The sequence below is a fragment of the Achromobacter sp. UBA2119 genome (assembly GCF_002331005.1).
In the GTDB taxonomy this organism is placed as follows: domain Bacteria; phylum Pseudomonadota; class Gammaproteobacteria; order Burkholderiales; family Burkholderiaceae_B; genus Achromobacter; species Achromobacter animicus.
This window is the reverse complement of record NZ_DCYD01000015.1, coordinates 12,330-25,240: the sequence shown is the minus strand read 5'-3', so window position 1 is coordinate 25,240 and position 12,911 is coordinate 12,330. Positions and strand designations below refer to the sequence as shown.

The 12,911-nt window shown below is 68.7% G+C and carries 9 protein-coding genes; 4 read left to right on the top strand and 5 right to left on the bottom strand.

Annotated elements, in window-relative coordinates; genetic code table 11:
• Window positions 1-229 precede the first annotated feature (229 nt).
• The 4 genes from B3098_RS14580 to B3098_RS14565 form a co-directional block, all read right to left on the bottom strand.
• Entirely contained in the window at window positions 230-2,290 is a 2,061-nt protein-coding gene (locus tag B3098_RS14580; RefSeq protein WP_286897294.1) for an aconitase family protein, read from the bottom strand.
• A 10-nt stretch (window positions 2,291-2,300) separates the two neighbouring features.
• Window positions 2,301-3,275: a tripartite tricarboxylate transporter substrate binding protein gene (locus tag B3098_RS14575; protein ID WP_286897292.1), complete on the bottom strand. Its 975-nt coding sequence runs from the start codon at window positions 3,273-3,275 to the stop codon at window positions 2,301-2,303.
• 179 nt (window positions 3,276-3,454) lie between these two features.
• Window positions 3,455-4,357 (bottom strand): LysR substrate-binding domain-containing protein, encoded by a 903-nt coding sequence (locus tag B3098_RS14570; RefSeq protein ID WP_175122430.1) that lies wholly within the window; start codon window positions 4,355-4,357, stop codon window positions 3,455-3,457.
• 160 nt (window positions 4,358-4,517) lie between these two features.
• Window positions 4,518-8,054: an indolepyruvate ferredoxin oxidoreductase family protein gene (locus tag B3098_RS14565; RefSeq protein WP_286897290.1), complete on the bottom strand. Its 3,537-nt coding sequence runs from the start codon at window positions 8,052-8,054 to the stop codon at window positions 4,518-4,520.
• Between the two features lie 113 nt (window positions 8,055-8,167).
• Here B3098_RS14565 and B3098_RS14560 point away from each other — a divergent pair, with 113 nt between their 5' ends.
• Window positions 8,168-9,073: a LysR family transcriptional regulator gene (locus tag B3098_RS14560; RefSeq protein ID WP_175184715.1), complete on the top strand. Its 906-nt coding sequence runs from the start codon at window positions 8,168-8,170 to the stop codon at window positions 9,071-9,073.
• Between the two features lie 33 nt (window positions 9,074-9,106).
• On the opposite strand, the gene B3098_RS14555 is transcribed toward B3098_RS14560, so the two are convergent.
• Complete coding sequence (locus B3098_RS14555; RefSeq protein WP_286897287.1) at window positions 9,107-10,015, bottom strand: LysR family transcriptional regulator; 909 nt, start codon at window positions 10,013-10,015, stop codon at window positions 9,107-9,109.
• A gap of 123 nt (window positions 10,016-10,138) precedes the next feature.
• Here B3098_RS14555 and B3098_RS14550 point away from each other — a divergent pair, with 123 nt between their 5' ends.
• The 3 genes from B3098_RS14550 (at window position 10,139) to B3098_RS14540 (ending at window position 12,698) form a co-directional block, all read left to right on the top strand.
• On the top strand, window positions 10,139-10,741 hold the full coding sequence (locus B3098_RS14550; protein ID WP_175122426.1) for an amino acid synthesis family protein: 603 nt from the start codon (window positions 10,139-10,141) through the stop codon (window positions 10,739-10,741).
• Entirely contained in the window at window positions 10,738-11,622 is an 885-nt protein-coding gene (locus B3098_RS14545) for an alpha/beta fold hydrolase (protein WP_286897284.1), read from the top strand. The genes B3098_RS14550 and B3098_RS14545 overlap by 4 nt, the downstream gene beginning before the upstream one ends.
• Before the next feature lie 104 nt (window positions 11,623-11,726).
• On the top strand, window positions 11,727-12,698 hold the full coding sequence (locus tag B3098_RS14540) for a Bug family tripartite tricarboxylate transporter substrate binding protein (protein ID WP_286897282.1): 972 nt from the start codon (window positions 11,727-11,729) through the stop codon (window positions 12,696-12,698).
• Window positions 12,699-12,911: the final 213 nt, after the last annotated feature.

Below are 12,911 nucleotides of genomic sequence, written 5' to 3'. Positions count from 1 at the left end.
CGGTGTGTCCCGGGTTCACATCGTCGACAGGGTGTTTTTTTCCGTGCGAAGGCGCCTTGCGGCGGGCCGCGATATCCATGCGCGCGGCCGGAAACGGCATCTGACGGCCGTTTTCTCTGTTGCGCACTCTGACGCAGCCCGGTTTGGCTGCCAATTAAGGATTTGTGAAGCTGGGCTTCGCGGCGCGCGAAGTGGGGGGAACCCTAGTGATCCGGGCGGTCCGGCATGGCTACGCGCCGTATCGCGCCTGCAACTCGGCGAACGACGCCAGTTCCCCTGCCAGCGCGCTCGCCATGACCGTAGGCGGGCTGGCCAGCCAGACGCTGCCGGGTCCCGATCGGCCCGGGAAATTCCGGTTGATGGCGCTGATCGTCACCTGCGAGGCCTCGGTCGACGACCCCGGCCCGCAGTTCGCACATGCGCCGCACGACGGCTGCAGGATGCGCGCGCCCACGGCGGCAAAGGTCTTGTCGTACCCCTGCGCCACGCAGTAGTCGCGCACGGCCGTGGTGCCGTACTGCAGATACAGCGTCACGCCGTCCGGCAGCCGCAATCCCCGCGCCACCGCCCACGCCAGCACCTGATGGTAGTAGTCGAAATCCTCGCGCTTGCCGGCGGTACAGGAGCCGCCGTACGCAATGTCGATGCGCGGCCGCGCGGTCAGGCTCGACAGCGGCACGCCATTGCCCGGATCGCCGGGCGCCGCCACCAGCGGCGACAGCGCCGCGCAGTCCACGCGCAGGACGGCGGCGTAGTCGGCGCCTGGATCGCTGCGCATCCACGGTTCGATGGCGGCGTCCACGCCGCGGCGTTCGCGCAGAAAGCGCGCCGTCTCGGCATCGGGTGCGACGATGCCCGTCAGTCCGCCCAGTTCAGCGGTCATGTTGGTCAGCGTGGCCCGCTCGTCGATGGACAGGCTGGCGATGGCCTCGCCCGCAAACTCGAACACCTTGCCTACGCCCGCGCCCGCGCGGATTTCAGGCAGGGCCAGCAGATGCAGCACGATGTCCTTGGCGGTAACGCCGGGCGCAGGCGCACCGTCCAGCTCGATGCGCAGCGAGGCCGGCAGCGTCAACCGCACCGCGCCCGTGACGAATGCGTTCGCCATGTCGGTGGTGCCCACGCCAAACGCCACGCAGCCCAGCGCGCCGCTGTGCGGCGTGTGCGAGTCGGTGCCCACGACGACCTGCCCCGGCAGCGCGTAGTGTTCAGCCATCATGGCGTGCGAGATGCCGGCCACGTTGGCGCCAGTGTCGCGCGCGGCCTCGGCCTCGGTCAGCGTGCGGTGCTGGCGCAGGCCGTAGGCGTCGGCGAAGTCGCGCTGCGCCTGGCACATGGCGCGCACGTTCGGCACGATGCCCGCGCGCACGTGGTTGGGGCTTTCCTCGACGTAGGAGGTGTGGTCCTCGAACACCACGATGCGTTCGAGGTCCACCAATCGCAGGGGCCGGCCAAACCGCGCATGCAGCATATGGGCGGCCATGCCGGTGTAGTACTCATGGATGAAGCGCCAGTCCGCGCGCAGGAAGACGCCGTCGCCCTGCTGCGGGTTGGGCGCGGTCGCAGCGGTCTTCAAGAGATGGCGCCGGACGATCTTCTCGAAGAGCGTGAGCGGCGGCCCGACAGAAGGCGCGGCCGAATCGGCGGTGGAATCACTGACACCCGACACGGCAGCTTCCGGCGCGCCAGTCCCCGGACCGTCCTCCTCCAGACGTTCACCCGTCGGCGACACATCCCGCAACTGCGCCTGCCCGAAAGCCAGCAGCCCGCCCGCCTTGACGATCGCCGCCGCCAGCGCGTCGCGCCCCGCCACGATCTCATCGACCGTGATGCGCTCGCCCCCTTGCAGCCGCGCCACCAGCCCCATGTCGGTACTGGTGTAGAGCCCGATGTTGTCGGCGTTCTGGCGGTAGATGCGCTCGAAGCTCTCGGCAATCACCAGCCGCACGCCGGCAGACTTCTCTGCCATCGGACTGTGCTCGCGCGACGAGCCTTTGCCGTACCGCTTGCCCGCGACGACGACGTTGATGCCGGCGTGCCGGATCGCATCGATGCCGATGGGCTGGGTGTCGCCTGCCCGAAAACCCGTGTACGGATACCGGCCCAGCTTCTCGTCGAAGTGGGTCAGGATCGGCACGGGTGTGATCTCGTCGGTGGAGATGTCGTCGCGCAGCGGCGCGGCCTGGGGCAGCGTCAGCGCCGCGCCGCCCAGTTGCGCGGTCACGCGAGCCGGATCCTGCGTGAGGAAAAGCAGGCGCGCCGGGGCGTCGAGTACGGTTGCAGCGGTCATGGCATTACGTTCATTCGATGGTGACGCCCGCCGCCTTGACGAGCGTCTGGCTTTTGGTGATCTCGGCGGCCAGCGTCTGCGCCGCCTGTTCCGCCGTGGTGCCCTGCGACACAAAGCCCTGCGGCGACAGCGCCTTGAGCACCGCCGGCTCCTGCATGGTCTTGTGCGTGGCGGCTTGCAGCTTTTGCACGATATCGGCGGGCAGCCCGGCCGGTCCGATCAGCGAGATCCAGGCATCGTACGAATAGCCCTTCACGCCGGCCTCATCCAAGGTGGGCACGTTGGGCAGGATGGCCAGGCGCTCGGGCGTGCTGACCGCCAATGCGCGCAGTTTGCCCGCCTGCACCTGCGCCAGCACGGACGGCGTGGCCAGGAAGGCGACCTGGATCTGTCCCGACATCACGCCGGTGATCAGCGCGTTGCCGCCCTTGTACGGGATATGCATCATGTCCACGCCCGCCTTGGACTTGAGCAGCTCGCCGGCCAGGTGCAGCACGCTGCCCGTGCCGGACGAGCCGTAATTGATCTTGCCCGGCTGCGCGCGGGCGGCCTTCAGCAGGTCGTCCATCGTTTTGTACGGTGAGTTCTCCGCCACCACGACCACCAGCGGCGTCGTGCCGATGACGGAAATCGGCGTGATGTCCTTGACCGTGTCGTAGGGCAGGCTTTTGTACAGGCTGGGGTTGATGGCGTGGTTGGACGACACGATGCCCAGGGTGTAGCCGTCGGGCTTGGCCGACACCAATTGGCGTGTGCCGGGGATGCCCGCCGCGCCGGCCAGGTTTTCCACGATCATCGGCTGGGCCAGTGTCTTGCCCAGGTTATCGGCCACGACGCGCGCCACCACGTCGGCGGTCGAGCCGGGCGACGTGGGCACGATCAGGCGGATGGGATGATCCGGGTAGCCGGCGGCGGACGCGGCCGCAGCCGCGCACACGGCGCCAAGCGCGAGCGCACAGCTCGCGAGCAATCTGGTGGGGGTCATGGATGTCTCCGTATAGGACGCAGCGGGGTCTGGATGCCCCGTACCGGCGATGAACGCGCTTTGACTATACGAAGACGGCCGCCAACCGCGAAGTGTCATATCGGCAGCCCCGCCATCGCGAATGGCGACGGCGGGTTCCGACGACGGGTTCCGGCGGCGGGTTGCGCCGCCGCCAACCGTCAGCCCTGCTGCGCCAAAAACCTGACCAGTTTGCTCGCTGTCGCCGACAACTGCGCCTGGTTCGGAAACACGATGCAAAGCTGGCGACGTGCCCACGCATCGGAAAGGGGACGCACCACCACGTCCAGCGCCTGCAGATACAACTCCGCGACCTGCTGCGGCATCACGGCGATGCCCAGCCCGGCGTGTGTCATCCTGCACAGCGCGTCCAGGCTGGCCACGCGGATCTTCACCGACAGCGTCTTGCCCAGCGCCGCGGCCCGCGCCGCCAGCAGCTGCGTCAACGCGCTGTTCTCGCGCAGGCCGACGAAGGTCTCGTCGGCAATGTCCTGCAGGCTGAGCTGGCGCGCCGACGCCTTGGGGTGATTGGACGGCAGCATGACGGCAAGGCGGTCGCGGCGGTAAGGCAGCTGTTCCAGCCCATCGGCGCCCGCAATCTGGTTGCAGATCCCGAAGTCGGCCGCCCGCTCGCGCACCAGGCGCAGGACGTCGGGGCTGTGCTGTTCTTCCAGGTCGATGTCCACGTCAGGAAACAGCCGCTGAAACGCCGCCACGTCCTCGGGCAGGAACTGCACGATGGCCGACAGGTTGGCCACCACCCGCACGTGCCCTTTCACGCCCTCATAGAAGCGCGACAGCTCCGCCCCCATCGCCTCGACGTCGCCGATGATCTGGCGCGCGTGGCGCAGGACGGTCTGCCCGGCGGGCGTCACCGAGACGCCGCGGGTATGCCGGGCGATCAGCGGCAGGCCGATCAGCGCTTCCATGTCGGCGATGCGCCGGCTGACGGCGGAAGGCGCGATGAACTCGCGCTCGGCCGCCCGCGCGATGCTGTTTTCCTGGCAGACCGCCACAAAGAGGCGCAGCGAAGTCAGGTCGAGTTTGCGGAGGATGCTTTCCATGGCGGATCCAGCGGGCGGCGGGGACCGGCCCCGCATTGACGGGGGATCGTACACCACGCTCCCGCAGCGCCAACATGGCCGGGCGGCTCACGGCGCGGGGCCAGGTCGTCTCGCCAGCGCGGTCAGGCCGCAGCTGCGCGCGGTCGACCCGTCCGCCAGCTCAGGCCGCCAACCGCGCTTTGCCTGCGCGATACCGCTCCCACAACGCCGCCTGTTTGCCGCGCGCCTGCTCCACGCTCTTTTCCTTCACATGCCCATACCCGCGGATCGCATCCGGCACGTTGGCCAGTTCCAGCGCCGCGTCGCGGTTGCCGTCGTCCAGCGTACGGGCGAACTCCTCGGCCAGCGCCAGATAATCCGCCGCAAGCTGACGCTCCATGCGGCGCTCGGCCGTCCTGCCGAATACGTCCAGCCACGTGCCGCGCACGCGCTTCATCGGCGCGAGCAATCGGAACGCCGTTTCCATCCACGCCCCATACGCGCGCTTCTGCGGACGGCCCCGCGCGTCGCGGCGCGCCAACGCCGGCGGCGCCAGGTAGTAGCGCAGCGTGTAGTCGCGGCCCGGCTCGCCTTCGAACTGCGCGCGCAGCCGGTCCTTGAACGCGGGGTCGGCATGCAACCGCGCCACCTCGTACTCGTCCTTGTAGGTCATGAGCTTGGCCAGATTGCGGGCCACGGCGCGCGTGACCTCGTGACGCTTGTCGCCCAGCGCGGCTTCGCGGGTGCGCACCGCCGCCACGGCCGCCAGATAGCGCTGCGCGTACGCGTCGTCCTGGTAATCGCGCACGTGCGCTGCCAGCCGGTTGACCAGCGCATCCAGGGTTTCAGGCAGCGCCACCACCCGCTCGGCCGCCGCCGGGCGCAGCGCGTCGGCGCCGCGATGCGCCGCCTGACGGCCCAGTTCGAAGGCGGCCAGGTTCTTGTCCACCGACACGCCATTGATCTCGATCGCGCGGCGCAGGCTGCCCAGCGACAGCGGCAGGCCGCCCTTCTGCCACGCATAGCCCAACAGCAGCGGATTGGCGTAGATGCTGTCGCCCAGCAGGGCTTCGGCCAGCGGGCCGGCCTCCAGGAAGTCGACATGTCCGCCGGTGCTCTGCGTCAGCGCGGCCTGCGCCTGCGCGCCCGGAAAGCGCCAGGCCGGCTGCGACAGGAACGCGGCGGTCGGCGCAGCGCTGCTGTTGACCACCGCGCGGCCATGATCCGGCCGCAGGCGCGACAGCACCTCGGGCGACGCCGACACCAGCGCATCGCAGCCGATGACCAGGTCCGCCTCGCCCAGCGCGACGCGGGTGGCGTGCAGGTCTTCGGGCCGGTTGGCCAGCTGCACGTGGCTGAGCACGGCCCCGCCCTTCTGCGCCAGCCCGGCCATGTCCAGCACGGTCACGCCCTTGCCCTCGATGTGCGCGGCCGCGCCGATCAGCGCGCCAACCGTCACCACACCCGTGCCGCCCACGCCCGCGACCACCACGCGATACGCGGCGCCCGGCGCAATATCGGCGCGCTCGGGCAGCGGGGCCTCGGGCAGCGCGGGCGCGCCGCCCTGCTTGCCGGGCTTGCGCGGCACCGCGCCTTCGGCCGTCACGAAGCTGGGGCAGAAGCCCTCGACGCACGAGAAGTCCTTGTTGCACGACGACTGGTTGATGCGCCGCTTCGTGCCCAGCGGCGTATCCAGCGGTTCGACCGACAGGCAGTTTGACTGCACCGAGCAATCGCCGCAGCCTTCGCAGACCGCTTCGTTGATGAAGGCGCGCTTGGCCGGGTCGGGATAGTCCCCGCGCTTGCGGCGGCGGCGTTTCTCGGTCGCGCAGGTCTGGTCGTAGATCAGCACGGTGGCGCCGTCGATGTCGCGCAGCGCGCGCTGCACGTCGTCCAGCGCCTTGCGGTGGTGGACCTCGATGCCGGCCGGCAAGGTCAACGCGCCCGTGTATTTATCGGGCTCGTCCGTCACCACCACCGTCTTGACGATGCCTTCGGCCAGCATCTGCGCCGCAATCTGCGGCACAGTCAGCACGCCGTCCACGGGCTGCCCGCCCGTCATGGCGACGGCGTCGTTGTAGAGGATCTTGTAGGTGATGCGCGCACGCGCCGCGATGGCCGCGCGGATGGCCAGCAGGCCCGAATGAAAATACGTGCCGTCGCCCAGGTTGGCGAAGATGTGGCGCTCGGACGTGAAGTCCTTCTGGCCCAGCCACGCCACGCCCTCCCCGCCCATCTGGCTGAAGGTGTCGGTATTGCGGTCCATCCACATCGCCATGTAATGACAGCCGATGCCGGCGACCGCGCGCGACCCTTCCGGCACGCGGGTGGACGTGTTGTGCGGACAGCCGGAACAGAACCAGGGCTTGCGCTCTTCGACCAGCGTGGGGCGGCTGGCCTCGCGTTCTTTCGCGTCGATCACGGCCAGGCGCGCCGCGATGCGCGCGCGCAGCGCGTCGGACAGATCGGCTTTTTCGAGGCGCGCGGCGATGGCGCGGGCGATCAGCGCGGGCGACAGCTCGTAGCGCGCCGGCAGCAGCCATCCGCCGCGCGGCGTAGACCATTCGCCGCCGCCGTTCTCGCGTTCGTCGAACTTGCCGAACACGCGCGGGCGCACGTCGTCGCGCCAGTTGTAGAGTTCTTCCTTCAGCGCGTATTCCAGAATCTGGCGCTTTTCCTCGACAACCAGAATTTCCTTGAGCCCGGTGGCGAATTCGCGCGCGTCCTGCGCATCCAGCGGCCAGATGCAGCCCACCTTCAGCACGCGGATGCCGGCCTGTGCACAGGCCGCTTCGTCCAGGCCCAGATCGTTCAATGCCTGGCGCACGTCCAGATAGGCCTTGCCGGCCGTCATGATGCCGAAGTGGGCATTGGGCGAATCCAGCACCACGCGGTTCAGCTTGTTGGCGCGCACATAGGCCAGCGCCGCGTACCACTTGTGGTCCAGCAGCCGCGCCTCCTGCGCCAGCGGTGAATCGGGCCAGCGGATGTTCAAACCGCCCGGCGGCATGCCGTCTTCGGGCAGCACGATCTGCACGCGCGACGGGTCCACGTCGACCGAGGCGCTGGATTCCACCACATCCGTCACGCACTTCATTGCCACCCACAGACCGGTGTGCCGGCTCATGGCCCAGCCGTGCAGGCCGTAGTCCAGGTATTCCTGCACGTTGGAGGGATACAGCACCGGAATGCCGCTGGCGATCAGCACGTGTTCCGACTGGTGCGCCACCGACGACGACTTGGCGGCGTGGTCGTCGCCCGCCAGCATCAGCACCCCGCCGTGCGCGGACGTGCCGGCCGAATTGGCGTGCTTGAGCACGTCCACCGACCTGTCCACACCCGGCCCCTTGCCGTACCACATGCCAAAGACGCCATCGCGCTGCGCGCCGGGAAACAGATTGAGATGCTGCGATCCCCAGACTGCAGTTGCCGCCAGGTCTTCGTTCAGGCCGGGCTGAAACACCACGTCGTTCGCCTTCAGATGGCGCTTGGCCTTCCACAGCGCCTGGTCCAGACCGCCCAGCGGCGAGCCCCGGTAACCGGACACATAGCCCGCCGTGTTCAGGCCGGCCTGCTGGTCGCGCTGCTTCTGCATCAGCGGCAAGCGCACCAGCGCCTGCGTGCCGCTCAGGTAGACGCGGCCGGTGGACTGCGCGTATTTGTCGTCCAGCGACAGGCCATGGGTATCGGCCACGCCGGGGGGTAGAGGGGCGTTCATCGGGGTTGTCTCCTGCAATCTGCGGTGCGGGCATTTACGTGTTTTCCGCAGTGTAGGAAGGCGCGCTGCCATCGTATATTCATATATTCGACTAGCTGGTATGTGAAAAACACATGGCTAATGAAGTCACGCTCCGCCAACTCCGGTACTTCGCCGCCGCCGCCCGCACCGGGCGGTTTTCCATGGCGGCGGCCGACGAACATGTGTCCCAATCGGCGGTCACAAATGCCGTGCTGGCGCTGGAGGCGCAGCTGGGCGTGCGCCTGTTCGACCGCCACGCGCACGGGGTGACGCTGACGCCCGAGGGCCACAACTTCCACCAGCGCGCGCGCGACGTGCTCGATTCCCTGGATGACGCGCTGCGCGAGCCGGGGTTTCAGCGCTATGCGCTGCGCGGCTCGGTGCGCATCGCGGCGTCGTATACGGTGCTGGGCTACTTTCTGCCCGATTTACTGGCGCGCTTTCGGCGGCGCTATCCCGACGTGGTGCTGGACCTGGTCGACCTGGACCGCCCCGAGATCGAACAGGCCGTGGCCAGCGGCGACGTGGAATTGGGCGTGGCGCTGCTGTCCAACATCGACAAACGCGAGCGCTTCGGCCATCACGTGCTGGTGCGATCGCGGCGCCAGTTGTGGACGGCGGCGGGCCATCCCCTGACGCAGGCGGCCGCACCCGCGCTGGCCGACATTGCGCGCTATCCGTACATCCTGCTGGAAATGGACGAAGGCGAACGTTCCACACTGGGCTATTGGCGCAGCCACGGCCTGCAGCCGGACATTGCCTTCAGGACGCGGTCGATGGAAGCGCTGCGGGGGCTGGTCGCGCACGGCTTTGGCATCACGATGCTGTCCGACATGGTCTACCGCCCCTGGTCGCTTGAAGGCCGCAAGATCGAAGCGGTGCCCATCACCGACGCCGTGCCTCCGATGGAAGCCGGTCTGTTGTGGCATCCGCGCGCGGCCATGGCCAAGCCGGCCGAGGCCTTCCGGCAATTCATGATCTATGCGTGCGGAGGGTGACGCTGGCCCGCAGCCCGGCTGACCGCTTTCCGCCTACACCAGCACCGCGCCCTTGCGGCGCGTGAACTGCGCCAGCGACCGCAGCGCCAGCGCGTGCATCGCAGCCACCGACGGCAGCAGCGTCTCTTCCTTGCGTGTCAGCACGCCGACGATGCGCTCGACCACGGGCTCCACCAGCGGCACGAAAGCCAGCCCGCTGCCCGCCGCGGGCCGCGCCAGCACCGGCAGCACCGTCACGCCCAGGCCGCCTACCACGCTGGCCAACAGCGACGCCCGGTTGGACACCACGATCGCCGGGTCGTCGATGCCGCTGCCGAGTTGACGGTTCTTCAGCGTTTCGAAGGTGGCGTTGCCGATCAGGCGTTCGTCCACCAGCGCCGCCCACGACACGGGTCCCCGGCGCCGCGCAAGCGGGTGGCTCTTCTTGCAGACCAGCCCAAAGGCGTCGCGCGCCACCGGGGTGAAGGCCACCTCGGCCGTGCGCGGGGATTGTCCAGCCACTCCCACCTGCACCTCTCCCGACAGCACCAGCCGGTGCACCTCGGGCGACGTTTCGTCCAGTGCGCGGATGCGGACATCGGGATGGCTGCGCGCATAGCGTTCCAGCAGACGGGGCAGCCATTCGTCGGCCAGCGACGGCATGACGGCCAGCGCCACGGGCCCCTGGCTGCCCATGCCGAACTGCCGCGCCGCATCCAGCACGCGGTCATGCGTGGCCAGCAGCTCGCGGAACAGCGGCGCCACCGCCTGGCCCAGCGCCGTCAGCTGGGCGCGCTTGCCGGGTTCGAAGAGCGGCGCGCCCAACTGCTGCTCCAAGTCCTGCATGGCGGCGGACACGGCCGCCTGCGACCGGAACGTGCCCTGCGCGGCGACCCGAAAACTGCCGTGGTCGGCGGCCATCAGGAACTGGCGCAGGTGCTGGATTTTCAGGGGGGTGGGCATGACGGACGCCGGACTGAATTCGGATTTTCTGAAGTTAGCTCACGTTAATTTGGATTGTCAAAAACGCGCTTCGAGCCGAACAATGGACTCGTCATTCATCCCCCAGCTTTTGGAGCAGCGCGTATGTCACTGCAAGTGCGCAAGGTAGTCAGTTACGTCGAGAAAACCCTCATCGAAGGCGGCCGCGCAGCCGAACGCCCGCTGGTGATGATCGTGGCCGCCGCCGTGATCCGCAATCCGTGGGCCGGCCTGCCGTTCCAGGAAGACCTGCGGCCCGGCATCCTGGAGGCCGCGCCGCCGCTGGGCGAACTCTTGGTCAGCGAGATCCTGCGCCAGGCCGGATCGGCGGACAACATCGAGGCCTACGGCAAGGCCGCCGTGGTGGGCACCGCCGGCGAGGTCGAACACGCGTCCGCGCTGATCCACACGCTGCGTTTCGGCAACTTCTACCGCAACGCGGTAGGCGGCACCAGCTATCTCAGCTTCACCAACATGCGCGGCGGTCCCGGCTGCGTGATCTCGGTGCCGCTGATGCACAAGCTGGACGAAGGCCTGCGCTCGCACTACCTGACGGTGCAGACCACCATCAACGACGCACCGGCGCCGGACGAGATCGTGATCGCGTTGGGCGCGGCCACCTCGGGCCGTCCGCATCACCGCATCGGCAACCGCTATTCGGACCTGAAGGAACTGGAACAGGAAGCGCAGGAGGCGCGCGCAAAATGAATACCCAACGGCGGCGCGCCGGTCGCGGCGAACCTTTGGTCCTGCTGCACGGCGTCGGCCTGGACCACACGCTGTGGGACGATCTGGCGCCTTTGCTGGAGCCGGATTTCGACGTGCTGCGCTATGACCTGCTGGGCCACGGCGCCGCGCCCGCGTTGCGCGGCCAGGCGGACATTCAGGACTTCATTGCGCAACTGGACACGGAACTGGACGCCGTGGGCTGGCAACAGGCCACCGTGCTGGGTTATTCCATGGGCGGCCTCATCGCGGGCGCCTATGCGGCGGCCCGCCCCGAACGCGTCAGCCGGCTGGTGCTGCTGAGCACCGTGTTTCGCCGCACGCAAGAAGAAGCCGCAGCGGTGCGCGCCCGGCTGGCGTCGGCCGCCACGCAGGACCCGCAGGAGGCCGCCAAGGTGTCCTTGACGCGCTGGTTCACGCCGGCGTTTCAAGCGGCGCGGCCTGCGCGCGTGGCGCAGATCGAACAGCGCCTGCTGGACAACGACCGCGAGAGCTTCCTGTCCGCCTACGCGCTGTTCGCGCTGGGCGATCCGCTGCTGGCGCAGGCCGCGCCGGACATCGCCTGCCCTGTGCTGGTCATGACGGGCGAGAACGATGTCGGCTCCAACCCGCGCATGACGCGGGAGCTGGCGCGCGCGCTGCCTCGGGCGTGCGCTCGCGTGGCGCCCGAACAGCGTCATATGCTGCCGGTAGAGGAACCCGGCACGGTGGCGGCCGCGCTGCGCAGCTTCGTGTCGGCGCATCCCGCGCAGGCGCAATCCACGCAGACGCAAACCACGCTGACGAATTCAACACAAGCGGATTCAACGCAGGCGAACTCGGCGCAACCGGGTTCAGCCCCGACGCATTCCGCAAAGGCGTAGCTGATGACACCGCATCAACCGCAATCCCCAGAACCCGAAATCGTCCGCCCTGACAGAGACGATGCGCGACACCCCGCCACGATGCGGGGACGGAGACAAAACACATGGACCGCAGAACCCTCATCAAGACCCTCGCGGCAATGTCGCTGGCCCCGCTGGGCGCCACCGCCACCCGCCTGGCCGTCGCGCGCGAACAGCCCCTGCGCGTGATCGTGCCCTTCCCGCCGGGCGGCGGCACCGACGTGCTGGGCCGCGTGATCGCGGCGTCGCTGGAAGGCGCGCTGGAGCGCTCGGTCATCGTCGAGAACAAACCCGGCGCCAGCGGCATGCTGGGCGCGGACTACACGGCCAATGGCGCCAAGGACGGCAGCATGCTGCTGTTTGCCGGCCTGGTCCCGTCGGTGCGCTACTACGCCCGGCCGCCCGAAGAGGTACTGAAACAGTTGGCCCCCGTCTGCCCCATCGCGCGGTCGCCTTACATGGTGGCGGTCAACAGCGACCTGCCGGCCAAGACGATCGCCGAACTGGTGGCGCAGGCGCGGCGCGAGCCCAAGGGGCTGACCTTCGGCACCCCGGGCAACGCGACGCCTCAGCACCTGGCCACCGAACTGCTGCAGGCCGCGTGCGGCATCGAGATGCTGCACGTGCCGTATCGCGGCACCGGCCCGATGATGACCGACCTGCTGGGCGGCCAGATCCAGGTGGTGGTGGCCACCGTCGCCGCGGTCGAGCCCTACCTGAAGAGCGGCCGCCTGCGCGTGCTGGCCGTGACCAGCCCGGAGCGCCTGCCCAAATACCCGGACATTCCCACCGTTGCCGAAAGCGGCTTTGCGGGATTTTCGGCGCAGATCCAGTTCGGCACTTACTGCGCGGCGGGAACGCCCGAGGCGACGATTGCGGCCTTGAACCAGGGCATCAACCGCGCCCTGAAGACCGAGTCCGTGCACGCCAAGCTGGCTGAGCAAGGTTTCGAGCCTACCGGCGGCACGCCCGCGCAGTTGCAAGATGCGCTGCTGGCAGAGATCCGGGATGTCGCAGGGCTGGTGCAATCGGGCAAGGTGCGGGTGGATCTGTAGGCGGTAGCAAGCCGACTTAAGGGGGATTCGGGGCCGGAACGCGGGGCCAGATTGCTGGGCCGGATTGCTGGGCCGGATTGCTGGGCCGGATTTGGCCCCCCGGGATGCCGGCTGCCGGGGCCGCGCGACTGCTGGATAACCAGCATTTACAGCGGCGTCTCCGCTTGGGCATGCTGCCCGTTGATCCGGCGCAGATCGGGCAAACCTGGAGAC